This window comes from Gemella sp. (assembly GCF_057272915.1).
The window spans coordinates 169,915-192,745 of record NZ_DBHIUF010000001.1; the positions used below are offsets into that span (position 1 = coordinate 169,915).

General features: G+C 33.5%; 39 protein-coding genes. All 39 read left to right on the forward strand.

Features of this window, described 5'->3' with window-relative positions; all coding sequences use genetic code 11:
• Nucleotides 1–6: 6 nt before the first annotated feature.
• The 39 genes from ACO6OL_RS00700 (at nt 7) to ACO6OL_RS00890 (ending at nt 22,499) form a co-directional block, all read left to right on the forward strand.
• Nucleotides 7–681: a hypothetical protein gene (locus ACO6OL_RS00700; RefSeq protein WP_485501796.1), complete on the forward strand. Its 675-nt coding sequence runs from the start codon at nt 7–9 to the stop codon at nt 679–681.
• A 252-nt stretch (nt 682–933) separates the two neighbouring features.
• Nucleotides 934–1,584 carry a nitroreductase family protein gene (locus ACO6OL_RS00705; RefSeq protein WP_314159781.1) on the forward strand — a complete coding sequence of 217 codons (651 nt, stop codon included), beginning with the start codon at nt 934–936 and terminating at the stop codon, nt 1,582–1,584.
• Nucleotides 1,585–1,754: 170 nt separating this feature from the next.
• Nucleotides 1,755–2,420 carry an HAD family hydrolase gene (locus tag ACO6OL_RS00710; protein WP_485501797.1) on the forward strand — a complete coding sequence of 222 codons (666 nt, stop codon included), beginning with the start codon at nt 1,755–1,757 and terminating at the stop codon, nt 2,418–2,420.
• A 78-nt stretch (nt 2,421–2,498) separates the two neighbouring features.
• A complete protein-coding gene (locus tag ACO6OL_RS00715) occupies nt 2,499–2,885 on the forward strand; it encodes an OsmC family protein (RefSeq protein WP_448913903.1) in 387 nt (128 codons plus the stop codon).
• 346 nt (nt 2,886–3,231) lie between these two features.
• Nucleotides 3,232–3,540, forward strand: a complete 309-nt coding sequence (gene rpsJ, locus ACO6OL_RS00720; RefSeq protein ID WP_003147624.1) for a 30S ribosomal protein S10 — start codon at nt 3,232–3,234, stop codon at nt 3,538–3,540.
• 19 nt (nt 3,541–3,559) lie between these two features.
• Entirely contained in the window at nt 3,560–4,222 is a 663-nt protein-coding gene (rplC, locus tag ACO6OL_RS00725) for a 50S ribosomal protein L3 (RefSeq protein ID WP_003144195.1), read from the forward strand.
• Between the two features lie 32 nt (nt 4,223–4,254).
• Nucleotides 4,255–4,878: a 50S ribosomal protein L4 gene (gene rplD / locus ACO6OL_RS00730; protein WP_048802796.1), complete on the forward strand. Its 624-nt coding sequence runs from the start codon at nt 4,255–4,257 to the stop codon at nt 4,876–4,878.
• Complete coding sequence (gene rplW / locus ACO6OL_RS00735; protein ID WP_003144216.1) at nt 4,878–5,159, forward strand: 50S ribosomal protein L23; 282 nt, start codon at nt 4,878–4,880, stop codon at nt 5,157–5,159. The genes rplD and rplW overlap by 1 nt, the downstream gene beginning before the upstream one ends.
• A gap of 35 nt (nt 5,160–5,194) precedes the next feature.
• Nucleotides 5,195–6,025, forward strand: coding sequence for a 50S ribosomal protein L2 (rplB, locus tag ACO6OL_RS00740; protein WP_003144367.1), 831 nt, complete (start codon nt 5,195–5,197; stop codon nt 6,023–6,025).
• Nucleotides 6,026–6,112: 87 nt separating this feature from the next.
• Nucleotides 6,113–6,391, forward strand: a complete 279-nt coding sequence (rpsS, locus tag ACO6OL_RS00745) for a 30S ribosomal protein S19 (protein WP_003144310.1) — start codon at nt 6,113–6,115, stop codon at nt 6,389–6,391.
• A 33-nt stretch (nt 6,392–6,424) separates the two neighbouring features.
• Nucleotides 6,425–6,760 (forward strand): 50S ribosomal protein L22, encoded by a 336-nt coding sequence (rplV, locus tag ACO6OL_RS00750; protein WP_003144105.1) that lies wholly within the window; start codon nt 6,425–6,427, stop codon nt 6,758–6,760.
• Nucleotides 6,761–6,811: 51 nt separating this feature from the next.
• Nucleotides 6,812–7,465, forward strand: coding sequence for a 30S ribosomal protein S3 (rpsC, locus tag ACO6OL_RS00755; protein ID WP_314085910.1), 654 nt, complete (start codon nt 6,812–6,814; stop codon nt 7,463–7,465).
• A 3-nt stretch (nt 7,466–7,468) separates the two neighbouring features.
• Nucleotides 7,469–7,894, forward strand: coding sequence for a 50S ribosomal protein L16 (gene rplP, locus ACO6OL_RS00760; RefSeq protein WP_003144099.1), 426 nt, complete (start codon nt 7,469–7,471; stop codon nt 7,892–7,894).
• A complete protein-coding gene (gene rpmC / locus ACO6OL_RS00765; protein WP_003144404.1) occupies nt 7,894–8,103 on the forward strand; it encodes a 50S ribosomal protein L29 in 210 nt (69 codons plus the stop codon). Before rplP ends, rpmC begins: the two co-directional genes overlap by 1 nt.
• 14 nt (nt 8,104–8,117) lie before the next feature.
• A complete protein-coding gene (gene rpsQ, locus ACO6OL_RS00770) occupies nt 8,118–8,381 on the forward strand; it encodes a 30S ribosomal protein S17 (RefSeq protein ID WP_003144356.1) in 264 nt (87 codons plus the stop codon).
• A gap of 39 nt (nt 8,382–8,420) precedes the next feature.
• Nucleotides 8,421–8,789: a 50S ribosomal protein L14 gene (gene rplN, locus ACO6OL_RS00775; RefSeq protein WP_003144098.1), complete on the forward strand. Its 369-nt coding sequence runs from the start codon at nt 8,421–8,423 to the stop codon at nt 8,787–8,789.
• A 37-nt stretch (nt 8,790–8,826) separates the two neighbouring features.
• Nucleotides 8,827–9,132: a 50S ribosomal protein L24 gene (gene rplX / locus ACO6OL_RS00780; protein WP_004633598.1), complete on the forward strand. Its 306-nt coding sequence runs from the start codon at nt 8,827–8,829 to the stop codon at nt 9,130–9,132.
• Nucleotides 9,133–9,163: 31 nt separating this feature from the next.
• Nucleotides 9,164–9,703, forward strand: coding sequence for a 50S ribosomal protein L5 (gene rplE / locus ACO6OL_RS00785; RefSeq protein WP_003144426.1), 540 nt, complete (start codon nt 9,164–9,166; stop codon nt 9,701–9,703).
• Between the two features lie 21 nt (nt 9,704–9,724).
• Nucleotides 9,725–9,994 carry a 30S ribosomal protein S14 gene (rpsN, locus tag ACO6OL_RS00790; protein WP_003144337.1) on the forward strand — a complete coding sequence of 90 codons (270 nt, stop codon included), beginning with the start codon at nt 9,725–9,727 and terminating at the stop codon, nt 9,992–9,994.
• A gap of 32 nt (nt 9,995–10,026) precedes the next feature.
• Complete coding sequence (gene rpsH / locus ACO6OL_RS00795) at nt 10,027–10,422, forward strand: 30S ribosomal protein S8 (RefSeq protein ID WP_060914795.1); 396 nt, start codon at nt 10,027–10,029, stop codon at nt 10,420–10,422.
• A gap of 23 nt (nt 10,423–10,445) precedes the next feature.
• A complete protein-coding gene (gene rplF / locus ACO6OL_RS00800; protein ID WP_003144256.1) occupies nt 10,446–10,982 on the forward strand; it encodes a 50S ribosomal protein L6 in 537 nt (178 codons plus the stop codon).
• A gap of 27 nt (nt 10,983–11,009) precedes the next feature.
• Nucleotides 11,010–11,366 carry a 50S ribosomal protein L18 gene (gene rplR, locus ACO6OL_RS00805; protein WP_003144424.1) on the forward strand — a complete coding sequence of 119 codons (357 nt, stop codon included), beginning with the start codon at nt 11,010–11,012 and terminating at the stop codon, nt 11,364–11,366.
• 19 nt (nt 11,367–11,385) lie between these two features.
• The gene (gene rpsE, locus ACO6OL_RS00810) at nt 11,386–11,883 is read left to right on the forward strand and encodes a 30S ribosomal protein S5 (protein ID WP_003144191.1); all 498 of its coding nucleotides are present in this window, start codon (nt 11,386–11,388) and stop codon (nt 11,881–11,883) included.
• A gap of 16 nt (nt 11,884–11,899) precedes the next feature.
• Nucleotides 11,900–12,076, forward strand: a complete 177-nt coding sequence (rpmD, locus tag ACO6OL_RS00815) for a 50S ribosomal protein L30 (RefSeq protein WP_003144406.1) — start codon at nt 11,900–11,902, stop codon at nt 12,074–12,076.
• Nucleotides 12,077–12,107: 31 nt separating this feature from the next.
• Complete coding sequence (rplO, locus tag ACO6OL_RS00820; RefSeq protein ID WP_003144255.1) at nt 12,108–12,548, forward strand: 50S ribosomal protein L15; 441 nt, start codon at nt 12,108–12,110, stop codon at nt 12,546–12,548.
• A gap of 3 nt (nt 12,549–12,551) precedes the next feature.
• Complete coding sequence (gene secY / locus ACO6OL_RS00825; RefSeq protein ID WP_314159778.1) at nt 12,552–13,856, forward strand: preprotein translocase subunit SecY; 1,305 nt, start codon at nt 12,552–12,554, stop codon at nt 13,854–13,856.
• Between the two features lie 5 nt (nt 13,857–13,861).
• Nucleotides 13,862–14,515 (forward strand): adenylate kinase, encoded by a 654-nt coding sequence (locus ACO6OL_RS00830; protein WP_314159824.1) that lies wholly within the window; start codon nt 13,862–13,864, stop codon nt 14,513–14,515.
• A gap of 15 nt (nt 14,516–14,530) precedes the next feature.
• Nucleotides 14,531–14,746 carry a translation initiation factor IF-1 gene (gene infA, locus ACO6OL_RS00835; protein WP_003144387.1) on the forward strand — a complete coding sequence of 72 codons (216 nt, stop codon included), beginning with the start codon at nt 14,531–14,533 and terminating at the stop codon, nt 14,744–14,746.
• Nucleotides 14,747–14,772: 26 nt separating this feature from the next.
• Nucleotides 14,773–14,886, forward strand: a complete 114-nt coding sequence (gene rpmJ, locus ACO6OL_RS00840; protein WP_003144208.1) for a 50S ribosomal protein L36 — start codon at nt 14,773–14,775, stop codon at nt 14,884–14,886.
• Nucleotides 14,887–14,908: 22 nt separating this feature from the next.
• A complete protein-coding gene (gene rpsM, locus ACO6OL_RS00845) occupies nt 14,909–15,274 on the forward strand; it encodes a 30S ribosomal protein S13 (RefSeq protein WP_003144419.1) in 366 nt (121 codons plus the stop codon).
• Nucleotides 15,275–15,299: 25 nt separating this feature from the next.
• Nucleotides 15,300–15,689, forward strand: a complete 390-nt coding sequence (gene rpsK, locus ACO6OL_RS00850) for a 30S ribosomal protein S11 (RefSeq protein WP_003144405.1) — start codon at nt 15,300–15,302, stop codon at nt 15,687–15,689.
• A 35-nt stretch (nt 15,690–15,724) separates the two neighbouring features.
• Complete coding sequence (locus tag ACO6OL_RS00855) at nt 15,725–16,666, forward strand: DNA-directed RNA polymerase subunit alpha (protein WP_003144079.1); 942 nt, start codon at nt 15,725–15,727, stop codon at nt 16,664–16,666.
• Between the two features lie 21 nt (nt 16,667–16,687).
• On the forward strand, nt 16,688–17,056 hold the full coding sequence (rplQ, locus tag ACO6OL_RS00860) for a 50S ribosomal protein L17 (protein ID WP_003144119.1): 369 nt from the start codon (nt 16,688–16,690) through the stop codon (nt 17,054–17,056).
• A 1,244-nt stretch (nt 17,057–18,300) separates the two neighbouring features.
• Nucleotides 18,301–19,071, forward strand: a complete 771-nt coding sequence (locus ACO6OL_RS00865; protein WP_314159776.1) for a threonine/serine exporter family protein — start codon at nt 18,301–18,303, stop codon at nt 19,069–19,071.
• The gene (locus ACO6OL_RS00870; RefSeq protein ID WP_481973529.1) at nt 19,071–19,541 is read left to right on the forward strand and encodes a threonine/serine exporter family protein; all 471 of its coding nucleotides are present in this window, start codon (nt 19,071–19,073) and stop codon (nt 19,539–19,541) included. Before ACO6OL_RS00865 ends, ACO6OL_RS00870 begins: the two co-directional genes overlap by 1 nt.
• Nucleotides 19,542–19,738: 197 nt before the next feature.
• On the forward strand, nt 19,739–20,107 hold the full coding sequence (locus tag ACO6OL_RS00875; RefSeq protein WP_314395679.1) for a GntR family transcriptional regulator: 369 nt from the start codon (nt 19,739–19,741) through the stop codon (nt 20,105–20,107).
• Nucleotides 20,108–20,109: 2 nt separating this feature from the next.
• Complete coding sequence (locus tag ACO6OL_RS00880) at nt 20,110–20,256, forward strand: hypothetical protein (RefSeq protein WP_314159773.1); 147 nt, start codon at nt 20,110–20,112, stop codon at nt 20,254–20,256.
• Nucleotides 20,231–21,097 (forward strand): ATP-binding cassette domain-containing protein, encoded by an 867-nt coding sequence (locus ACO6OL_RS00885; RefSeq protein WP_485501798.1) that lies wholly within the window; start codon nt 20,231–20,233, stop codon nt 21,095–21,097. The genes ACO6OL_RS00880 and ACO6OL_RS00885 overlap by 26 nt, the downstream gene beginning before the upstream one ends.
• Nucleotides 21,090–22,499 carry a hypothetical protein gene (locus ACO6OL_RS00890; RefSeq protein ID WP_485501799.1) on the forward strand — a complete coding sequence of 470 codons (1,410 nt, stop codon included), beginning with the start codon at nt 21,090–21,092 and terminating at the stop codon, nt 22,497–22,499. The genes ACO6OL_RS00885 and ACO6OL_RS00890 overlap by 8 nt, the downstream gene beginning before the upstream one ends.
• Nucleotides 22,500–22,831: the final 332 nt, after the last annotated feature.

Consider the following 22,831-nt stretch of genomic DNA (forward strand, 5'->3'; position numbering starts at 1 on the left):
ATTATAATGACAGATATCTTATTTATTAATCCACTAGGTTGGGATAGATATATTTGGGCGAGAGTCTTAGAAAATATGCCAGACCAAACCTTTGATTTTATTGAATTTACCGAAGAGAGTTTTAAATCTATATCAAAAAAAGAAATTGAGCAGGTGCTATTAAATAAAATGACAAGAGTAAGAAGAGGGGGTTATATTGTAACTGCTTCTTATGGTACGGTTGTTTTACTTAACGGTTTAGAGATTTTTAGTGAATACCTTGATGGTGTTAATTTAATTATCATTGAGGGCTTAGAACCTATACCTCCTGAATCGGTGTTAAAAACATATTTTGAACCAGAGATAAAGTTCACTAGTAAAGAAGAATATCTATCAAAGACACTTAGTGTAGAAGAGATGAAAGATGAGTTTTTGGTGGAGTTAATCCTAAAAAAACTGAGAAAAGAAGGTAGTGAATATATGGTGAGGCCGAACTCGCAAACAGAGTATGATTATTTATCTTTGTATGCGGGGGTAGATAATTTAGAACTATTAAAAAGAAGTAGGAATGTATTTAATAAACTTACAGTATTTTCTTACTTCAAGCTAATAGGGATGAATTATACGCAAATAGAGGAGTCAGATCATCTTCTTATGGTAACAAAACCACAGATGATCTTGGATATATTATTAGGGAAATAGAGAATTATGATAAATTTTATAATGGAAAATTTGATGATGTGTAAAAGGAACACATTATTATTGCGATATAAAATTATTGTTTAAAGCAAGTAGCTGATTGAGATATTATTGGCTACTTGTTTAATTTTTATATTATAAGCTGTATTAGTTGATAGAAATTATCAAGTATAGTATAATTTACAAGTTGTTTAAGATCAGAAGGTGATTTTACGGAGAGAATATATAAAATAGATTTATAGAAGGAGAAGATAAGTGAGAAACTTTTTTAATGCACTATTAGGTAAGAAGAGTCCAGAGTTTTTTGAAGTGATAAAAGGAAGAAAATCAGTTAAGTATTTTGATGCTGATGTTAAAATTAAACGTGAAGAAATTATAGAGATGTTAGATGAAGCGAATATTGCTCCTTCATCTTGTAACCTGCAACCTTGGAGATATATCGTTGTAGATACTCCTGAAGGAAAAGAGAAGTTAGGTAGTGCTAACTACAATAAAATTCAAAATGATACTTCTGCTGCGATGATTATCGTGCTAGGTGATTTAAACTACTATAATAAGTTTGATGAGATATATGGTGAAGCTGTAGAAAAAGGTTATATGACTCAAGAAGTTAAAGACGGCTTTGAAGAAGGTATGGTTCCTCAATTAGAAAAAATCCCGGTTGATAAAAATAGAGAAGGTGTTTACTTTGACTGTGGACTATGGACGATGCAATTTACTAATATAGCTTATGCTAAAGGGTATGACACTAATATTATTGGTGGATTTATGAGAGACAAAGTTGCTGAACTATTTGAGTTAGAGGAAAACTTAGTACCTGTGATGTTAATTGCACTAGGTAAAAAAGAAAAAGATGGAAGACCGTCTGTAAGAATTAAAGCTGAAAAATTAGTGAGATTTGAATAATATAATAGTACTTTTGCAATAAATATTGAAAAATATAAAAGGGAGCAACTAGGTGGAATTGAAGTTTCAGTCTCAAAGTTGCTCTTTATTTCGTCCAAATAATTTTGAATTTTAGTAAATACATTATAAAATAGTAAATATATGTTTAAATAGAAAAAAGGAGAAATAAAGTGGAAAAATTAGAGGCGGTAATATTTGATTTTGATGGAACGATAGTAGATACGGAAAAAGTTTACTATGAAAACATGCGTGACTTAACTGAAGAAGTATTAGGTCAAAAATTAGATAAAATGGACTACATAAAAAATGTTTCAGGAACAAATGAAGAAACAAGCAAGAGATACTATAATGAAAGATATGAAATGTCTAGTGAGGATTATGATAAGTTTGAAGCGGAGATTACTAAGCGTATTCTAGATAATTATCATAATGCACCTGTATTACCAGGTATTGCGGAACTTATGGAATATTTATATACTCATGGGATAAAAATGGCAGTAGCTTCAAATGGAAAAAGAGAACATATTGAAACTGGGCTTCAAAGAAAAGGTTTTGAAAAATATATATCAGTTATAGCTACAAAAGAAGATAAGGTTACACCTAAACCTGCGCCAGATATTTATCTGTTAGCAGCTGAAAAATTAGGTGTTAGCATAAATAATGTTATAGCTATAGAAGATTCACGACCGGGTGCATTGGCTGCGGCGGCATCGGGGGCAACGTTAATTTTACAAACAAATGATATCACGAAACATATGGATTTTTCTGGTGTAAACTATAGATTTAAAGATGTAGACTTAGTTGCAACAGTTAAAGGAATTCTCGAGAATAAATAGTGTACAAAAACCAATCAGGAGAGTATAATAAAATTATTAAGATAAATCTTAAAATCAAATATACAAAGGGAGACAGTTATGTATACGTCTAATTTAAAAATTAAAGAAGGTTTTACTTCATATGCAACAACACCACTTGGTGGAGAATATAAAATGTTTATAGAAGAAAGTAAAGATGGTCCAATGGATTTATTTGCTACAGCATACAATGGATGTGTTAGTATGTGTGCAAAAGGATATTTCTTCAGAGCATATGAGTTAGTAGATTTAGTAATTGAAACTGAATTGGTTGTTGATTATGATAATAGAAAAATTGTAGCTAATGTTCATGTAGATAGAACAGAAGAACAACTAGCTTCTGGAGATAGACAAGGTGTATTAGATAATATTAAACTACGTTGTAAAGTATCTCATTTATTATCATCTGATCTAGAGATTCAGTACAATATTTTACCGTTAAAATAAACCAAGAATTTTAAAGAACTTAGAGTGTAAAAACTCTGAGTTTTTTATTTTTCCAGGAGAAAAATAAATTTTTTCTTCTATATAATATAGTCTATATTAGCTAAAGAAAAAAATACAAGAAAATAGAAAACATATTCATAAAATTTTTTTAAATTTTTTTAACAAAACACTTGCAATATATGCTTTTACCATGTATAATAATTAATGTTGGTCTTGAAAAAGACTTGCGTTGAAGCGAAAGGTTACTGACACGCCCGGCCGCTTTGCCATGGCATGGCGTGCTGGAGAACTTTCGTGGAGAAGTCGCTACTAGATAGCGGCGAATAAATGTATAGGAGGAGAAATGATGGCAAAACAAAAAATTCGTATTCGTCTTAAAGGATATGATCACAGATTAGTAGATCAAAGTGCAGAGAAAATTGTTGAAACTGCAAAACGTTCTGGAGCAAAAGTTTCTGGACCAATTCCATTACCAACGGAAAAAGCAGTATACACAATCTTACGTTCAGTTCACATTTACAAAGATAGCCGTGAACAATTCGAACAACGTACACACAAACGCCTAATCGATATTATTGAACCAACACAAAAAACAGTTGACGCTTTAATCAGCTTAAACTTACCATCAGGTGTTGACATCGAATTAAAATTATAATTATAGGAGGTGACTTTCGATGACCAAAGGTATCTTAGGAAGAAAAGTAGGTATGACTCAAATCTTCGCTGAAAATGGAGAATTAATTCCAGTAACAGTAGTTGAAGCGAAAGGTAACGTCGTATTACAAAAGAAAACAGAAGAAGTTGAAGGATACAACGCAATCCAATTAGGATTCGACGATAAACGTCCTTACGATAAAGAACGTAAAGACCGTTTAGTAAAAGTTGCGAACAAACCTGAACAAGGTCACGCAGATAAAGCTAACACTGCTCCAAAACGTTTCGTACGCGAAATCAGAGATGCAGAAGTTGCTAATTATGAAGTAGGTCAAGAAGTCCAAGTTGATATTTTTGCAGCAGGGGACTTAGTTGACGTAACAGGAGTAAGTAAAGGTAAAGGATTCCAAGGGGCAATCAAGCGTCATGGACAAAGCCGCGGACCAATGGCTCACGGTTCTCGTTACCACCGTCGTCCTGGGTCAATGGGACCTGTAGCACCTAACCGTGTATTCAAAGGTAAAGCATTACCAGGTCAAATGGGTGGAGTTACAGTTACTACTCAAAACTTAGAAATCGTAAGCGTAGATGTAGAAAATGGATTAATCCTAGTTAAAGGATGTATTCCAGGATCTAAGAAAAGCTTCGTAAAAATCCAATCAGCAGTTAAATCTGGTAAATAATCGGAAAATATACGGAAGGAGGAAATTAGATAATGCCACAATTAGATTTATTTAAACAAGACGGTACTAAAGTTGGTGCAGTTGAAGCTAATGAAGCAGTATTCGGAATCGAACCAAATCAACACGTTTTATTCCAAGCTGTAACTTTACAAAGAGCATCACTTCGTCAAGGTACACACAAAACAAAAGGACGTTCTGAAGTTTCAGGTGGTGGTCGCAAACCATGGCGTCAAAAAGGAACAGGTCGTGCTCGTCAAGGATCTATCCGTTCACCACAATGGCGTGGAGGTGGAATTGTATTCGGACCTACACCACGTAGCTACAGCTTCAAAATGCCTCGTAAAATGCGTCGTTTAGCATTACGTTCTGCTTTATCTTCTAAAGTAGCAGCTAACGAAGTATTTGCATTAGAAAGTTTATCATTTGATACAATTAAAACTAAAAACTTTAAAGAAATGTTATCAAACCTTAGCCTAGAGAAAAAAGTATTATTCGTAGTTACTGAACTAGAAGAAAATACTGTTTTATCAGGAAGAAATATTCCAGGAGTTGAATTCGTAGAAACAACTGGACTTAACGTATTAGATATCTTAGGAAGCAACAAAGTTGTATTCACTAAAGATGCAGTAGAAAAAGTTGGGGAGGTATTAGCATAATGGAAGCACGCGATATTATCAAACGCCCAGTACTAACTGAAAAAAGTTATTTATTAATGCAAGAAAATAAATACACTTTCCTAGTAGACACACGCGCTCACAAAACTCAAATTAAACAAGCTATCGAAGAAATCTTCGGAGTTAAAGTTGAGAAAGTAAACGTAATGAACTACAAACCAAAATTCCGTCGTGTTGGAAGATACGGTGGTTACACTAACAAACGTAGAAAAGCAATCGTTAAGTTAGCAGAAGGACAAACAATCGAAGGATTATTCGCTTAAGAATAACAAATACCATTAAGGAGGAAAAATGACAAATGGCAATTAAAGTATATAAAGCTATAACTAACGGTCGTCGTAACATGACATCATTAGATTTCGCGGAAATTACAACTAACAAACCAGAAAAGTCATTATTAGCGCCGCTACCGAAAAAAGCGGGAAGAAATAACCAAGGTAAAATTACAGTTCGTCACCACGGTGGAGGACACAAAAAACAATACCGTATTATTGACTTCAAGAGAAATAAAGACAACGTACCAGCAAAAGTTGCTACTATCGAGTACGATCCAAACCGTTCAGCGAACATCGCTCTATTACACTATGTAGATGGAGAAAAAAGATACATCATCGCTCCTAAAGAACTTAAAGTAGGACAAATCTTAGTATCTGGTGAAACTGCTGATATTAAAGTTGGTAATGCATTACCACTAGCAAACATCCCTGTAGGGACATTAATTCACAACATCGAACTTAAACCTGGTAAAGGTGGACAATTAGTACGTTCTGCTGGAGCAAGTGCTCAAGTACTTGGTAAAGAAGGTAAATACGTATTAGTACGTCTTAAATCAGGAGAAGTAAGAATGATCTTAGCAACTTGCCGTGCTACAATCGGTGAAGTTGGTAACGAACAACACGGACTAGTAAATATCGGTAAAGCCGGTAGAACTCGTTGGTTAGGTAAAAGACCAACTGTACGTGGATCTGTTATGAACCCGAACGATCACCCACACGGTGGTGGTGAAGGACGTACTTCAATCGGACGTAAATCACCAATGTCACCATGGGGTAAACCTACTCTTGGTAAGAAAACTCGTTCTAAAAAAGCTCGTTCAAACAAATTTATCGTACGTGCTAGAACTAAATAATAAAATTAAACAAAGGTTAGTTGGTGAGGAGCAAGTGCTCTTTACCAAAGCCTTAAGTATGCAAAGTATCGGAAAGGAGATAACACAATGGCTCGTAGTTTAAAAAAAGGACCATTCGCTGATCACCACTTATTAGCAAAAGTTGAAAAAATGAACGAACAAGAAAAGAAACAAGTAATTAAAACTTGGTCTCGTCGTTCAACAATCTTCCCAACATTCATAGGACTTACTTTTGCAGTATATGACGGAAGAAAACATGTACCTGTATATGTGACTGAAGATATGGTAGGACACAAATTAGGTGAGTTTGCACCAACAAGAACTTACAAAGGTCACGTTGCAGACGACAGAAAAACAAGAAGATAATTTAGAAATTAGTAAAATCAAGGAGGCACATTCATGGAGTCAAAAGCAATCGCTAAGACAGTCCGCATTGCTCCTCGTAAAGTAAGACTAGTATTAGACTTAGTACGTGGGAAAAAAGTGGGCGAAGCATTAGGAATTTTAGAATTCACAACTAAATCAGCTTCTTTACCAGTAGCTAAAGTTATTAAATCAGCTGCTGCTAACGCTGAACACAACTATGGAATGAATGTAGAAGACTTAGTAGTATCACAAGCATTTGCAAATGAAGGACCAACTCTTAAAAGATTCCGTCCAAGAGCAAAAGGTGCTGCAAGTTCAATCAACAAAAGAACAAGTCACATCACTATCGTTTTAAGTGATAACAAATAATAAAAATTAAGAAATTATAAAAGCTAAACTAGTTAAAGGAGGCTACAAACTGTGGGTCAAAAAGTACATCCAATAGGCTTACGTGTTGGAGTTATTCGTGATTGGGATTCAAAATGGTATGCGGAAAAAGATTTCGCTGCTAACTTACACGAAGATTTCAAAATCCGTGAGTTCATCAGTAAACAATTAAAAGACGCTTCAGTTTCTAAAGTAGAAATTGAAAGATTTGATAAGAAAGTAAACATTTCAGTACACACTGGTAAACCAGGTATGGTTATCGGTAAAGGTGGTGCTGAGATCGATAAATTAAGATTAGAATTAAACAAATTAACTGGGAAAAGAGTACACATTAATGTAGTTGAAATCAAAAAAGTTGATATCGACGCTAAATTAGTAGCTGAAAACATTGCTCGTCAATTAGAAGCTCGTGTATCATTCCGTCGTGCTCAAAAACAAGCTATCCAAAGAGCTATGAGAGCAGGAGCTAAAGGAATTAAAACTCAAGTATCAGGACGTCTTGGTGGAGCAGATATCGCTCGTGCAGAACACTACTCAGAAGGTTCAGTGCCACTACACACATTAAGAGCAGACATCGACTACGCTCATGAAGAAGCAGATACAACTTATGGTAAACTTGGAGTTAAAGTTTGGATTAACCGTGGTGAAGTATTACCAACTAGAAAATCTGAAAAAGGAGGTAACTAATTTATGTTAATGCCTAAACGTGTTAAATATCGTCGTCAACACAGACAATCAACAAAAGGTAAATCTAAAGGCGGAAACGTAGTAGATTTCGGTGAATTTGGATTACAAGCTACTACTGCAGCAAGAGTTACTTCTCGTCAAATAGAAGCTGCTCGTATAGCGATGACTCGTTATATGAAACGTGGTGGTAAAGTTTGGATTAAAATCTTCCCTCACATGCCTTACACTAAAAAACCATTAGAAGTACGTATGGGATCTGGTAAAGGTGCAGTAGAAGGATGGGTTGCAATCGTTAAACCAGGTAGAGTGATGTTCGAAGTTGCTGGAGTAAGTGAAGAAGTTGCACGTGAAGCTCTAAGACTTGCATCTCACAAGTTACCTGTTAAATGTAAATTTGTAAAACGTGAAGAAACAGGTGGTGAAGCATAATGAAAACAAATGAATTCAAATCAATGATTAGAGAATTAACTTCACAAGAGTTAGAAACAAAAATCAAAGAATTAAAAGAAGAGCTTTTCAACTTACGCTTCCAATTGGCAACTGGTCAATTAGAAAATACAGCTCGTATTAGTCAAGTTAGAAAATCAATCGCTCGTATGAAAACTGTTATTCGCGAAAGAGAATTAGCGAATAAATAATATAGGAGGCAAACATGACTGAGAGAAATGATAGAAAAGTTTACGTTGGAAAAGTAGTTTCTGATAAAATGGATAAAACAATCACAGTTTTAGTAGAAACTTACAAAAAACACCCTCTATACGGTAAACGTGTAAAATATTCTAAAAAATTCAAAGCACATGATGAAAACAATGTTGCTAAATTAAATGATATCGTAAAAATAATGGAAACTCGTCCATTATCTGCAACTAAAAACTTCCGTTTAGTAGAAGTAGTAGAAGAAGCAGTTATAATCTAATAAAACTAGGATAAACCCTAAGAAGGAGGCAAAAAGCGCATGATTCAACAAGAAACACGCTTAAAAGTGGCTGATAACTCAGGAGCAAAAGAAGTTTTAACAATCAAAGTTCTAGGTGGTTCAGGACGTAAAGTTGCTAACATTGGTGACGTAATTGTATGTTCTGTTAAAAAAGCAACACCAGGTGGAGTTGTTAAAAAAGGTGAAGTAGTTAAAGCCGTAATCGTTCGTACAAAAACAGGAGCTCGTCGTAACGACGGTTCATATATTAAATTTGATGAAAATGCTTGTGTAATTATCCGTGATGATAAGAGCCCACGTGGTACACGTATTTTCGGACCAGTTGCTCGTGAATTAAGAGACGGTAACTACATGAAAATCGTATCACTAGCTCCAGAAGTATTATAATAATAAAAAGTACAGTAAAGAAGGAGGTTAACAAGAAATGTTCATTAAAAAAGGTGATAAAGTTGTAGTAATTACTGGTAAAGACAAAGGTAAAGTTGGTACAGTAATCGAAGCTCAACCTAAAAAAGATCGTGTTGTTGTAGAAGGTGTTAACATCATTAAAAAACACGTTAAGAATTCTCAAGATGCACCTCAAGGTGGAATCGTAGAAAAAGAAGCAGCAATTCACGTATCAAACGTAATGTTACAAGATCCTGAAACTGGAAAAGCGACAAGAGTACGTTTCGAAGAAAAAGATGGTAAGAAAGTACGTATCGCAGTAAAATCAGGAAAAGAAATATAATAATAGTTGAAGAAAGGAGGCACTATTTTAGATGGCTCGTTTAGAAGATAAATTTAAATCTGAGATAACAAAAGAATTAATGACAAAATTTGAGTACAGCAGTGTTATGCAAGTACCAAAAATTGAAAAAATCGTAATTAACATGGGTGTAGGTGATGCTGTGCAAAACTCTAAAGCCCTAGACAACGCAGTAGCAGAATTAGCTTTAATTTCTGGTCAAAAACCATTAGTAACAAGAGCTAAAAAATCAATCGCTACTTACAGACTTCGTGAAGGTATGCCTATCGGGGCTAAAGTTACTTTACGTGGAGAAAGAATGTATGAATTCTTCGACAAATTAGTAACTGTAGCACTTCCACGTGTACGTGACTTCCACGGTGTTTCTAAAAAAGCATTCGATGGTCGTGGTAACTACACACTAGGTGTTAAAGAACAATTAATTTTCCCTGAAATTGATTACGATAAAGTAAGTAAAGTACGTGGTATGGACATCGTTATAGTAACAACAGCTAACACAGATGAAGAAGCTCGTGAGTTATTAACACAATGTGGAATGCCATTCGCAAAATAAGAAAGGTGAGGTAAAAGACACATGGCTAAAAAAGCAATGGTAGAGCGTGAATTAAAACGCCAAAAATTAGTTGACAAGTATGCAGCTAAAAGAGCGGAATTAAAAGCTAAAGGTGATTACATCGGACTTAGCAAACTTCCAAAAAACTCAGCTCCAGCTCGTTTACACAATCGTTGTAGCATAACTGGACGTCCTCACGGATACATTGGAAAATTTGGAATCAGCCGTATTAAATTCCGTGAATTAGCTTACAAAGGACAAATTCCTGGAGTTAAAAAAGCAAGTTGGTAATATATTAGTAGAAGAAAGGAGGATTTATCCTAATGACAATGACAGATCCTATCGCAGATATGCTAACACGTATTCGTAATGCTAACATGGTTAAACACGAAACATTAGAATTACCTGCGTCAAATATTAAAAAGCAAATTGCAGAAATCTTAAAACAAGAAGGTTTCATTAAAGATGTAGAATACATCGAAGATAACAAACAAGGAAAACTTAAACTTACTCTTAAATACTCAAAAGGTGAAAGAGTAATTAAAGGAATTAAAAGAATTTCAAAACCTGGTTTACGCGTATACGCTAAAGCAGATGAACTGCCAAGAGTATTAAATGGACTAGGAATAGCAATCGTATCAACTTCAACTGGAGTTGTAACTGATAAAGTTGCTCGTAAAAATAACACAGGTGGAGAAGTATTAGCTTACATCTGGTAATATTATAAGGAGGTGCCAATTAAATGTCACGTATAGGTAATAAAGTTATTACAGTACCTGCAGGGGTTGAAGTTAACATCGTTGATAACTTCGCAACAGTTAAAGGACCTAAAGGTGAATTAAAACAACAATTTGATAAAGACATGACTTTCAACATTGAAGGAAGTGAAATCACAGTAGTACGTCCATCTGACTCTAAACGTCACCGTACAGTACACGGAACAACTCGTGCTATTTTAGCTAACATGGTTGAAGGTGTATCTGCTGGATTCAAAAAAGAACTTGAATTAATCGGGGTTGGATACCGTGCTCAAATGCAAGGTAAAAAATTAGTACTAAGTGTTGGATACTCTCACCCAGTTGAATTCGAAGAAATCGAAGGAATTACATTAGGTGTTGAAGGAAACACTAAAGTTAGTATCGAAGGTATTAACAAAGAAGTAGTAGGACAATACGCAGCTAAAGTTCGTGCAGTACGTCCTCCAGAACCTTATAAAGGTAAAGGTATTCGCTACGTAGGTGAATATGTTCGCCGTAAAGAAGGAAAAACTGGTAAATAATAGATAACAGAAAGGAGTGTTTCAAATATGATTACGAAACTTGATAAAAATAAAGTTCGTAAAAAAAGACACGCAAGAGTACGTGTTAAAGTTCAAGGGACTCCAGAGGTTCCACGTTTAAACGTATACCGTTCAAACACAAACATTTACGCACAAATTATTGATGACACTAAAGGTGTTACATTAGCACAAGCTTCTTCATTAAAACTTGAGAACGTTTCTAAATCAAGTGTAGAAGCAGCTAAAGAAGTTGGAAAATTAATCGCAGAAGTAGCTAAAACTAAAGGAATTGAAAAAGTTGTTTTCGACCGTGGAGGATACCTATATCACGGACGTGTTAAAGCATTAGCTGAAGCAGCACGTGAAAACGGACTTGTATTCTAATAAGGAGGGAAATAAGTAGATGCGTCAAGAAGAAATCAAAAAAGAATTTGAAGAACGCGTAGTTGCCATTCGCCGTGTAGCTAAAGTTGTTAAAGGTGGACGTCGTTTCCGTTTCTCTGCTTTAGTAGTAGTTGGTGACAAAAATGGTCGCGTAGGATTTGGTACAGGTAAAGCTCAAGAAGTACCAGATGCAATCAGAAAAGCAGTTGAAGCTGCTAAACATAACTTAATTACTGTACCAGTAGTTAATGGAACAATACCTCACGAAATCATCGGACAATTTGGAGCAGGTTCAGTATTAATCAAACCAGCTGCACCTGGTACAGGGGTTATCGCTGGTGGACCAGTTCGTGCCGTATTAGAATTATCAGGTATTTCAAATATCTTATCAAAATCTCTAGGTTCAAACACACCAGTAAACATGGTTCGTGCTACAATCGAAGGATTAACAAGATTACAAACAGTAGAACACGTAGCAGCTTTACGTGGTAAATCTGTGGAAGAATTATTAGGATAAGAGGAGGGAAAAGAACATGACATTAAAAGTAACCCTAACTCGTAGTACTATTGGTCGTCCAAAGAATCAAAGAAAAGTTGTTGAAGCTCTTGGTCTTAAAAAAATGCACCAAACAGTTGAACACAAAGATAACGCTGCGATTCGCGGAATGATCAACAAAGTTTCACACTTAGTAACAGTAGAAGAAAAATAAGAATTATTAATACAAGGAGGTGCTAGTCTAAATGAAATTACATGAATTACAACCAGTTGAAGGTTCTCGTAAAGAGCGTAACAGAGTAGGTCGTGGGATTGGATCAGGAAATGGTAAAACTTCAGGACGTGGTCAAAAAGGACAAAAAGCACGTAGTGGTGGTGGAGTTCGCCCAGGATTTGAAGGTGGACAAAACCCATTATTCAGACGTATTCCAAAACGTGGATTTAACAATGTAAACAGAAAAGAATTTGCAGTTGTAAATCTTGACGACTTAAATAAATTTGAAGATGGTACTGTAGTATCACCTGCTCTATTATTAGAAACTAAAGTTATTAAAAAAGAACTTTCAGGTGTTAAAGTATTAGCTAACGGTAAATTAGAGAAAAAATTAACTGTACAAGCTCACAAATTCTCATCTTCAGCAAAAGAAGCTATTGAAGCAGCTGGAGGAGTTTGCGAGGTGCTATAATATATGTTTAGTGCATCACTAAATTTATTTAAAGTTAAAGAAACTCGTAACAAAATTTTATTTACCTTATTTGGTATATTCCTATTCCGTATCGGTTCTTACTTACCGATACCTGGAGTAGATGCAGATGTTCTTAAAAGTCAAGATGCATCTGGATTATTCGGAATATTTAATACATTTGCAGGAGGAGCTTTACAACAGTTTTCTGTATTCGCTATGGGTATCATGCCATACATTACAGCATCAATCGTAATTCAACTTATGCAAATGGATGTTATTCCTACATTAACTGAGTGGTCAAAACAAGGTGAAGTAGGACATAAAAAAACTCAAAAATTAACAAGAGTCTTGGCTATTGTCTTAGCATTTATCCAATCGCTTATTATGTCTTATGGATTTAATAATGCATATCAAGGACTAATCAAAGACACATCAGTCATAGGATTCATTACAGTAGCTTTAGTATTAACTGCTGGTACAGCATTATTACTATGGCTAGGGGATCAGATATCTCAATATGGTGTAGGTAATGGTGTTTCTATCATTATCTTAGCGGGTATTATCGCTCGCTTACCAATGGAATTCATTCAAGTTTATGAATCTCAAATTAAAGATGCTGAGAACCTTACATTAGCAATTTTAAAAATTGTTATTGTAGCAATCATTGTTATAGGAATTGTTGCTGCTGTTGTTTACATGCAAGAAGCAATTCGTAAAATTCCTATTCAATACTCTCAAGCGAGAGCAGGTCGTAGAATGTTAGGAGCAAGATCAACTTACTTGCCTCTTAAAGTGAACAGTGCCGGGGTTATCCCAGTAATCTTCGCTATCGCATTCTTACAATTACCTAGAACTATTGCGATATTCGCACCTAATAACGAAAAGTTACAAAGAATTGTATCATATTTCGATTTCAGTCATGTTCTAGGATTAACATTATACGTAGTATTAATTATTGCGTTCTGTTACTTCTATGTAATGGTTCAAGTTAACCCAGAAAAAATGGCTGATAATTTAAGAAAACAAGGAAGTTTTGTTCCAGGGGTTAGACCAGGTAAAAAAACTGAACAATACATTACAGGTATTTTATACAGACTAACGTTTGTAGGTTCAATATTCCTAGCAGCTGTTTCGGTTCTTCCAACAATATTCACAAGCATTGCTAAATTACCAGCATCTGTTCAAATTGGTGGTACAAGTTTAATAATTGTTGTCAGTGTAGCGCTAGAGACAGTTAAACAACTTAATACTCAATTAACAGAGAAGAACTATAGAAGTTTTATTACAGGACGAAAAGGTGGTAAATAATCATGATGAATATTATTTTAATGGGATTACCAGGAGCGGGTAAAGGTACTCAAGCAGAGCAAATTAAAGCGAATTATCCAATTCCGCATATTTCTACTGGAGATATGTTTAGAGCTGCTATTAAAAATGAGACTCCGCTTGGAAAAGAAGCAAAAAGTTATATTGATAAAGGACAACTTGTTCCTGACAGTGTAACTATAGGATTAGTTGAAGAAAGATTGAATCAAGAAGATGCAAAAGAAGGCTTTTTACTTGACGGTTTTCCAAGAACAGTAGAACAAGCTGAAGCCCTTGATCAAATTTTAGCAAAAACTAATAGAAAAATCGATAAAGTACTAAATATCGATGTAGATCCAGCTATTCTGTTACCTCGTTTAACAGGTAGAAGAATCTGTAAACAATGTGGAAACACTTATCACTTACTTTTCAACCCTACAAAAGTTGAAGGTATTTGTGATAATGATGGTGGTGAATTATACCAAAGAAGTGATGACAACGAAGAAACAGTTGGTAATCGCTTAGAAGTTAACATCAAACAAACAAAACCTCTTTTAGACTTCTATAGTCAAAAAGAAGGAGTAGTTGAAAATGTTAATGGTGACCAAGACATCAAAGTAGTTTTCCAAGACGTACAAAATATATTAGATAAACTGAAATAGTCAGGGAGGAAAAGTATGGCAAAAGATGTCATTGAAGTAGAAGGTTTAGTAGTAGAAAACTTGCCGAATGCAATGTTTAAAGTAGAATTAGAAAATGGTCATATTATTTTAGCTCATGTTTCTGGAAAAATCAGAATGAATTATATAAGAATTTTACCAGGTGATAAAGTTACAGTAGAAATGAGTCCGTATGACCTGACAAAAGGTAGAATAACTTATAGATTCAAGTAAGTTATAAACTCAAGGAGGAAATAACGATGAAAGTAAGACCATCAGTAAAAAAAATCTGTGACAAATGTAAAGTAATTCGTCGTGGTGGTAAAGTATTAGTGATTTGCGAAAACGCAAAACATAAACAAAAACAAGGATAATTAATTAGGAGGTGCAAACTTAATGGCACGTATAGCAGGAGTAGATATTCCACGTGAGAAACGCGTTGTTATATCTCTAACTTATGTATATGGTATAGGTTTAAAAACTTCTCAAAAAATCTTAAAAGAAGCTGGAGTTTCTGAAGATGTGAGAGTTAAAGACTTAACAGAAGATCAACTAGATAAAATTCGTGAAATCGTAGATAACTACAAAACAGAAGGTGACTTACGTCGTGAAGTTTCATTAAACATCAAACGTCTAATGGAAATCGGATGTTACAGAGGAATTCGTCACCGTCGTGGACTTCCAGTAAGAGGGCAAAACACTAAGAACAACTCTCGTACTCGTAAAGGTCCTAAGAAAACAGTTGCGAACAAGAAAAAATAATTAGGATAGGAGGAGAAACACAACTATGGCTCGTAAACAACAATCACGTAAACGTCGTGTGAAAAAAAATATACAAAATGGTGTTGCACACATTCGTTCTACATTCAACAACTCAATCGTAACAATTACAGATGAACATGGTAATGCAGTATCATGGTCAAGTGCAGGAGCACTAGGATTCAAAGGTTCTAGAAAATCTACTCCATTCGCAGCACAAATGGCAAGTGAAGCAGCAGCTAAACAAGCTATGGAACACGGAATGAAATATGTAGATGTAACAGTTAAAGGTCCAGGTGCAGGACGTGAAGCAGCTATTCGTGCATTACAATCTGCTGGATTAGAAGTTACATCAATCAAAGACGTAACTCCAGTTCCTCACAATGGATGTCGCCCACCTAAACGTCGTCGTGTATAATAATAACATAGACAAAATTTAGGAGGTTTAACATAATGTTAGCAATAGAAAAACCAAAAATTCAAATCATTGAAGAATCATCAGATAAAAGATTTGGTCGCTTTGTAGTTGAACCACTTGAACGTGGATATGGAACTACATTAGGTAATTCATTGAGAAGAATGTTAATCTCATCATTACCAGGAGCAGCAGCAAGAAGCATCGATATTGAAGGAGTTCAACACGAATTCCAAGCAATTAAAGGTGTTGTAGAAGATGTTACTGAAATCATTATGAACGTTAAAAACATCGCGTTTGTGGTTCATTCTGAAGAAGAAAAACAAGTATCAATCAGTGTTAAAGGTCCTGCAGTTGTAACAGCAGCAGACATCGCTATCGATTCTGATATCGAAGTAGTAAATACTGATCAACACATTGCAACAGTATCTGAAGGTGGACAATTTGAAATGATTATTTACGTTGGGAAAGGACGTGGATTTGTACCAGCTGATGGAAACAAAAAACGTGACTTACCAATCGGAGTTATTCCAATCGATTCAATTTATACACCAGTATCAAAAGTTAACTATACAGTAGAAAAAACTAGGGTAGGACAAAGCACTGACTTTGATAAACTTATCTTAGATGTTACTACTAATGGTTCAATTACAGCTAACGACGCTTTAGCATTAGCATCTAAAATTCTAATTTCGCACTTAGAATTATTTATGGAAATGTCTGAAGAAGCAAAAGCTGCTGAAATATTGGTAGCTAAAGAAGAAGATAATAAAGTTCAAATGTTAGAAATGACAATTGAAGAATTAGATTTATCAGTACGTAGTTACAACTGCTTAAAACGTGCAGGAATTAACACAGTACAAGAATTAGCTAACAAAACAGAACAAGAAATGATTAAAGTAAGAAACTTAGGTCGTAAATCTCTAGAAGAAGTTAAAATTAAACTTCAAGAGTTAGAACTAGGATTCAAAGAAGAATAATACTAACAAGGAGGCACACTAATGGGTTACAGAAAATTAGGACGTACATCAGCTCACCGTAAAGCGATGTTAAGAAACTTAGTAACTGCTCTACTAGTACACGGTAGAATTGAAACAACTGTTACAAGAGCGAAAGAAGTTCGTTCATTAGCAGAAAAAATGATTACATTAGGTAAAAAAGGTGATCTAGCAGCAAGACGTAATGCAGCTAAATTCATCCAACCTGTTGCAGTAGCAACTGAAGAAGGTAAGAGTCAATTAGCTCTTAAAAAATTATTTGAAGAAGTAGCACCTAAATATGCTGACCGTAACGGTGGATACACTCGTATTCTACGTGTTGGACCACGTAAAGGTGATGGTGCAGAAACAGCTATTATAGAATTAGTTTAATAAAAATTTTTCATACAACAATAACATACTACATACACACACAACTAAACAACACATACAACAAGAATTTAAACTAATTTTTTTGGCAAAAGAGTGCTTGAAATGCGTAGGAAAAGGCTACGTCGTCTAGCTCTAATGTATCCTAGCATATCGCTAGGATACCCTTTTGTCCCTTTAAAAATTAAATCTAATTATACTTTAAAAGATTACCAGGCAAGGTAGTCTTTTTTTGCTTTGTACGTTTGGATTTCTAGTGCCAAAGGTACGACGAAATCCTTACGTACAAAGTACGCAACGAAGACTTACTTTTAAAGGAACGAAGTGACGAATAAAAGTTTAGTCAAGACTGCGAGGTAATGTTAAGATTTTTAGAATCTTCGATTCGTAAAAATCATTACGTGCAAAATACGCACAGTTGCTCCAAGAACGTAGTGATTGGAAAGCAACCACTGCGAAGTGGCAATGTAGAATTTGAAAATTATGAATGGACATACGTTAGGTACAAAGTACGCAAGGACGTACCAAGAAGCAAGGCAAAAGCCGAAGGTGATTGGAATACGTCTACTGCGAAGTGACAAAGTAATATAGTAAATTATAATGAGATTTCTAGTGCAAAAGGCACGTCGAAATCCTTACGTATAACGTACGCAACGAAGTGACGAATAAAAGTAGCAGTGATAACTACTAATCATCTTAGTCGCGTTGCTTCTGATGATTAGAGTTATTGTTGCATAAGTTACTCGATAAAATTTCCCTTCATCCATAAGATTTGTGAAATTTAACGATTAACTCATGGTCAAGACTGCGAGGCAGTGTTTTTATTTTTAGAATCTTCGATCCGTAAAAACTATTACGTGCAAAATACGCAAAAGGAACTAAATTTCTAAGGAACGAAGAGACGTAAGAAATTTTTAGTTCCAACTGCGAAGTGACAATGTAGAATTTGAAAATTATGAATTGACATACGTTAGGTACAAAGTACGCAAGGACGTACCAAGAAGCAAAGCGATAGCTGAAGCTGATTGGAGTACGCTTACTGCGCGTGTCCTTAAGATTTTTTTAATTTGAATAATTGAAAAACTATGTTTTTATAGATGGTTTTATGATATAATGATTTTAAAATTTATTTATGGAAGGTAAGACGATTAGATATGTAGTTGAATTTCAAGTTTTTAAAACTGTGCAATTATTTACAGTTTTTAATTAATTTGATTTTTACATCTAATCTTGAATGGAGAAGAGTAATGTATGAGAAATTATTGATGAAAACAGCGTTACTTGCGGGAAAAATATTAATGGAAAATGGTGCCGAGGTATATAGAACTGAAGATACGCTTGAGAGAATCATTAAACATGGTGTTGGCGATAATCGTATTGATGAATATTATACTCATGTTACTCTTACTGGTATATTTATTAGGATAGAAAAACTAGGGACTGATTTCCGAAGAGTAGGAGATAGAACCTACAATCTAACAAAAATATCGGAAGTTAATTCGCTATCAAGGGCATTTACATCAGGAAAAATAAGTTTACCAGATATGTATAAGGCACTAAAAAGAGTTCAAGAAGAAAAGAGTCCTATAAAGGATTGGTTTAAAGTTCTTTGTTCAGGGGTTCTTAGTGGTAGTATCGTCTTGATCTTTGATGGTACCTTTTGGGATGTAATACCAGGAGGAATAGCTGGAGCAGTAGCATTTTATGTTTATATTAAAGTTATCGACTATTTAAAAGCACCGTTTATTTCTGAGTACATTAGTACTTTTGTCGGTGGTGTAGCAGGATATATAGGATTTGCTTTGTTAAATGGGCATTCACTAAGACTTGCTATGATAGGTGCAGTAGTTCCTCTTGTACCAGGTATTACAATAACAAATTCGATGAGGGATATTATCGCCAGACAGTTTATTTCTGGTTCTATTCGATTTATTGAAAGTTTCTGTGTAGCATTTGCGTTAGGTGCAGGAATAGTTACTGTGTACTATATAGTTAGACTACTAGGAGGTGTGGTATAATGCTTGCTGTAATGAGTCATGCCTTGTTGCTACTATATCATTTTATATTTAGCTTTATATCTTCAGTATCTTTCGGAATTGTTTGTGATGTTCCAAGAAAAACTTTGGTAACTGGTGGAATAATTGGAGCTATAGGATGGTGTGGATATTGGGAAATGTGGAGTCATGGACATAGTGTATTTATGTCGAGTTTAGTATGCTCGTTATTATTAGCTAATATAGGTCAAATTTGTGCGATAAAATTTAAAAATCCTGTAACTGTCTATTTTGTTCCAGGACTAGTACCGGTAGTACCTGGAGTAACTATTTATGATGCATTTAGAACATTATTATTAGATGAATATGGAAATTCCGCAAAGATTTTCTTAAATAGTTTTTATGGTGCAATAGGTTTAGCAGTTGGTATAATAATAGCTGATTCGATTTTTAGAGTTGTACTAAAACCATTATTAAATAAAAAAGTTAATTAAATAGATTTACAAAAATCGAATTACCGGAAAAAATTGGTACGATTTTATGATAATCTAAGTAAGATTAAGATATAATAATTGTTTCTTTGAAATTTATTATTATATCTTATTTTTTACTTGTAATGTATGGTGGTATATGGTACACTATAAGTAGAAGATGTATGGTGGTATGTGGTACACTTAGGAAGGAGGTCACTATGTTTCAAATTGATTCATTATCAGATAAACCGATTTATAAACAAATAGTAGATCAAATTAAGTCTATGATAAGCAAAAATTTATTACAGGAGGGAGATAAATTACCATCGGTAAGAGAATTTTCGAAAATGCTTGGTGTTAATGTTAGTACAATTCAAAAAGCATTTCAACAGTTAGAAAGTGAAAAGATAATTACAACGATAGTAGGAAGAGGTACTTTTATTACAAATAATTTTGATAATATTGTTCCAAATTATGAACTCATAGATTCAATAATTGAGGAATTAATTAGGGAAGTAAAGATAAGGGGAATCTCGGAAGAAGATTTATTAGAAAAAATTAAGTTGGAATTTCGAAAGGGTGATTAATTATGGATAATGAGAAGAAGATCGATGGAAAGTTAAAAGAATTAATCATGGAATGGAAATTTTTAGGATTATCAATGGAGAAATTATGCGAAGTCATATCAAAAAAGATAAAGGAGAAAAATTATGAAGCTTACGATAGAAAAAATTAATAAGAAATTTTTAAAAAATATAGTATTAAACAATGTTAGTTTTTCCGTAAGTACAGGAGAAATTGTAGCACTTGTTGGAAGAAATGGAAGTGGGAAAACAACTTTATTAAAGATACTATCAGGAATATATAGTCAAGATTCTGGTGAAATAGGAATTGAAGGTATAGATAATAAAAATATAAAAAAACAACTAATTTATATACCGGATAGATTCGATTATTTTAAAAATTCTAGAATTAAGAAAGTTTGTGAATTTTACAAGTTAGCTTATGAAAATTTTGATGAACAATATTTTAAAACAGAATTAGAAAAAATTAAATTATCACAAACTAGCAGATTATCTGAATTATCAAAAGGACAACTAGCTATTTTTAGTTTGATTTTGGGGATTTCGTGTCGAACGAAGTTTATCTTCTTAGATGAACCACTAGATGGGATAGATGTGATAAATATTAAAATGATAGTTGATTATATTTTGGACGCTCAAAGTGATGGAGTTGGGTTATTAATTAGTAGTCATCAATTAAATGCTTTAGAAAATATAAGTGATAAGGTTGTCTATTTAGATGATGGAGTTGGAGTTAGTGAAGAAGTTAATAAGGATGAGTATAGTAAATATCAATTAGTGTACCAAGAAAAAATATCAGAGGAGTTACGTCGTAATCCTGACGTAAGAATTATTAGTAATATTGGAAGAGTTTATGTTGTTATTATGAGGGGAAGTTATGAAGTTACGCAGGAGATTATCCAAGATAAAGATCTTCTTCAATATGATAAACTGCCTATTGCATTAGAGGATATCTTTTTATTAAATAGTAAAGGGGAAGATGAAAATGTGTAAAGATATTTTAAAAATTATGCGCATATATTTGAAACAATATTCAATAATATTAATTATACTATTAATTGCTTTTTCGACATTTGCTGCTACAACTACTAATAAACAACTAAATGAATTAAAAAATGGAGTTGCAGTTTATGATTTTCAATTAACAACAGGAATAGCTAAAAAATTGGAAATTAGAAAAGGTTCATCTAATGATGAATTAAATAAAAAAACACACGAACTGTATAAGTCGAAAGAAGAATATAAGAAAAATTATAAGGAAAAATTATCGAAAGATAAATTAGCCGAGATGAAACACGCTTATGCGGTTGGAGCATATTTGCATAACTTTCCTATTACTACATTATGGACATTTTATACTAATGATGAGGATCTAAATGTACTTACTGGAAATGATAGTGAAAAATATAAACAATATTTAACTGAAGAAGAACTGAATAATGTTCCTAAGTATAAAGAATGGTCAAGAATGCAGGCGGGTAGCAAGGAGTATTTTGATAAACAAGAAGAACTAGATAAAATATATCCTCCAGCACTAGATATTAGTAATACAAAAACTTTAACTTTCTTAAAAGAAAATTTAGAATCTAGTAAAGTTAAGTTAAAAGAAACTATGTTTAACGAGGGAACTAATATTGGGTATTATATTTTAATAACTTTGATTCCGTTATTAATCTTCGGAGTTGAATATCATACTAATTTTGGTAAATTTGTAGCGAGCTTACCTTATGAAAAAGAGAAAGTATACTTTGCTAAAGTAATTTTATCATTCTTAACCTTAATAGTTAGCTACATTCTAACAGGATTAACCAATATAGCAGTTATAAGTAATAGTTTGTTAGGAGAAATTTATAATGTACCAGCGGTACTTGAGATAAATAATAAAATATATATATTAGGAATAGGTTTAGTATTACTAGGAGCTATCTTATCAAGTTTTTGTGGAAATATATTGAGTATAGGCGCAATGTATATTCCTGCCCTTACACTGATATATTATCCATTGGGAGTGTGGATTGCTGTAGGGAAATTGTTCGTTGTAGATTATTTTTCAAATGAGCCGTTTCTTGATAAACTACCAAGGATGCCAATATTTTATTATTTCGGATATAGTCCTTGGAAGAATATTATTATTTACCTAGTTATTTTAACGATAATTATGTTGTTAGCAAGTAAGGTTTATAAAATACATAATGTAGAAAAAGAAGGTGAATTTTTCATAATAGAAAGAGTTTCATTAGTGGGATATTTAATATTATTAATGGGAGTATTCGCGTTCATATTACTAGTATTAGTAGATATATTCGGTATTAATCAAGGCCTTGCTTTAGTACTAACAATATTATTAGTACCAGCTGGTCTTTGGAAATTGATTAGAACAAAAATAAGAATATAAAATTTTATTGAAAATTAAACACGAAAGATGAGAGATTCTTGAAAAACTAGAAATTTCCATCTTTTTGTATATTTAATAAAAAATAGTAAAAATAAAATGTAGTAAGCTATTAATTGATATTTTCTCTAAGTGACACATATTTACAGTAAAAAATGAAAATTTTTAATCGATGAAAAGGCTGATTTTAGACTTTACAATCTACTGATTTAACTAGCTTTTATTCAAATAATATGGAGTATATAAAAGTTCTACAGAAAGAAAACATGTAAATTTTTTCAAAAAATGTTAGGTTATAATACATATGTGACAAAAAATAAAAAATAAAAGAGAAC

Excerpts from the sequence above, each read along its gene's own strand:
- ACO6OL_RS00700 (WP_485501796.1), top strand. The coding sequence starts at position 7 with ATGACAGATATCTTATTTATTAATCCACTAGGTTGGGATAGATATATT.
- ACO6OL_RS00715 (WP_448913903.1), top strand. The coding sequence starts at position 2,499 with ATGTATACGTCTAATTTAAAAATTAAAGAAGGTTTTACTTCATATGCA.
- rpsJ (WP_003147624.1), top strand. The coding sequence starts at position 3,232 with ATGGCAAAACAAAAAATTCGTATTCGTCTTAAAGGATATGATCACAGA.
- rplC (WP_003144195.1), top strand. The coding sequence starts at position 3,560 with ATGACCAAAGGTATCTTAGGAAGAAAAGTAGGTATGACTCAAATCTTC.
- rplD (WP_048802796.1), top strand. The coding sequence starts at position 4,255 with ATGCCACAATTAGATTTATTTAAACAAGACGGTACTAAAGTTGGTGCA.
- rplW (WP_003144216.1), top strand. The coding sequence starts at position 4,878 with ATGGAAGCACGCGATATTATCAAACGCCCAGTACTAACTGAAAAAAGT.
- rplB (WP_003144367.1), top strand. The coding sequence starts at position 5,195 with ATGGCAATTAAAGTATATAAAGCTATAACTAACGGTCGTCGTAACATG.
- rpsS (WP_003144310.1), top strand. The coding sequence starts at position 6,113 with ATGGCTCGTAGTTTAAAAAAAGGACCATTCGCTGATCACCACTTATTA.
- rplV (WP_003144105.1), top strand. The coding sequence starts at position 6,425 with ATGGAGTCAAAAGCAATCGCTAAGACAGTCCGCATTGCTCCTCGTAAA.
- rplP (WP_003144099.1), top strand. The coding sequence starts at position 7,469 with ATGTTAATGCCTAAACGTGTTAAATATCGTCGTCAACACAGACAATCA.
- rpmC (WP_003144404.1), top strand. The coding sequence starts at position 7,894 with ATGAAAACAAATGAATTCAAATCAATGATTAGAGAATTAACTTCACAA.
- rpsQ (WP_003144356.1), top strand. The coding sequence starts at position 8,118 with ATGACTGAGAGAAATGATAGAAAAGTTTACGTTGGAAAAGTAGTTTCT.
- rplN (WP_003144098.1), top strand. The coding sequence starts at position 8,421 with ATGATTCAACAAGAAACACGCTTAAAAGTGGCTGATAACTCAGGAGCA.
- rplX (WP_004633598.1), top strand. The coding sequence starts at position 8,827 with ATGTTCATTAAAAAAGGTGATAAAGTTGTAGTAATTACTGGTAAAGAC.
- rplE (WP_003144426.1), top strand. The coding sequence starts at position 9,164 with ATGGCTCGTTTAGAAGATAAATTTAAATCTGAGATAACAAAAGAATTA.
- rpsN (WP_003144337.1), top strand. The coding sequence starts at position 9,725 with ATGGCTAAAAAAGCAATGGTAGAGCGTGAATTAAAACGCCAAAAATTA.
- rpsH (WP_060914795.1), top strand. The coding sequence starts at position 10,027 with ATGACAATGACAGATCCTATCGCAGATATGCTAACACGTATTCGTAAT.
- rplF (WP_003144256.1), top strand. The coding sequence starts at position 10,446 with ATGTCACGTATAGGTAATAAAGTTATTACAGTACCTGCAGGGGTTGAA.
- rplR (WP_003144424.1), top strand. The coding sequence starts at position 11,010 with ATGATTACGAAACTTGATAAAAATAAAGTTCGTAAAAAAAGACACGCA.
- rpsE (WP_003144191.1), top strand. The coding sequence starts at position 11,386 with ATGCGTCAAGAAGAAATCAAAAAAGAATTTGAAGAACGCGTAGTTGCC.
- rpmD (WP_003144406.1), top strand. The coding sequence starts at position 11,900 with ATGACATTAAAAGTAACCCTAACTCGTAGTACTATTGGTCGTCCAAAG.
- rplO (WP_003144255.1), top strand. The coding sequence starts at position 12,108 with ATGAAATTACATGAATTACAACCAGTTGAAGGTTCTCGTAAAGAGCGT.
- secY (WP_314159778.1), top strand. The coding sequence starts at position 12,552 with ATGTTTAGTGCATCACTAAATTTATTTAAAGTTAAAGAAACTCGTAAC.
- ACO6OL_RS00830 (WP_314159824.1), top strand. The coding sequence starts at position 13,862 with ATGAATATTATTTTAATGGGATTACCAGGAGCGGGTAAAGGTACTCAA.
- infA (WP_003144387.1), top strand. The coding sequence starts at position 14,531 with ATGGCAAAAGATGTCATTGAAGTAGAAGGTTTAGTAGTAGAAAACTTG.
- rpmJ (WP_003144208.1), top strand. The coding sequence starts at position 14,773 with ATGAAAGTAAGACCATCAGTAAAAAAAATCTGTGACAAATGTAAAGTA.
- rpsM (WP_003144419.1), top strand. The coding sequence starts at position 14,909 with ATGGCACGTATAGCAGGAGTAGATATTCCACGTGAGAAACGCGTTGTT.
- rpsK (WP_003144405.1), top strand. The coding sequence starts at position 15,300 with ATGGCTCGTAAACAACAATCACGTAAACGTCGTGTGAAAAAAAATATA.
- ACO6OL_RS00855 (WP_003144079.1), top strand. The coding sequence starts at position 15,725 with ATGTTAGCAATAGAAAAACCAAAAATTCAAATCATTGAAGAATCATCA.
- rplQ (WP_003144119.1), top strand. The coding sequence starts at position 16,688 with ATGGGTTACAGAAAATTAGGACGTACATCAGCTCACCGTAAAGCGATG.
- ACO6OL_RS00865 (WP_314159776.1), top strand. The coding sequence starts at position 18,301 with ATGTATGAGAAATTATTGATGAAAACAGCGTTACTTGCGGGAAAAATA.
- ACO6OL_RS00870 (WP_481973529.1), top strand. The coding sequence starts at position 19,071 with ATGCTTGCTGTAATGAGTCATGCCTTGTTGCTACTATATCATTTTATA.
- ACO6OL_RS00875 (WP_314395679.1), top strand. The coding sequence starts at position 19,739 with ATGTTTCAAATTGATTCATTATCAGATAAACCGATTTATAAACAAATA.
- ACO6OL_RS00880 (WP_314159773.1), top strand. The coding sequence starts at position 20,110 with ATGGATAATGAGAAGAAGATCGATGGAAAGTTAAAAGAATTAATCATG.
- ACO6OL_RS00885 (WP_485501798.1), top strand. The coding sequence starts at position 20,231 with ATGAAGCTTACGATAGAAAAAATTAATAAGAAATTTTTAAAAAATATA.
- ACO6OL_RS00890 (WP_485501799.1), top strand. The coding sequence starts at position 21,090 with ATGTGTAAAGATATTTTAAAAATTATGCGCATATATTTGAAACAATAT.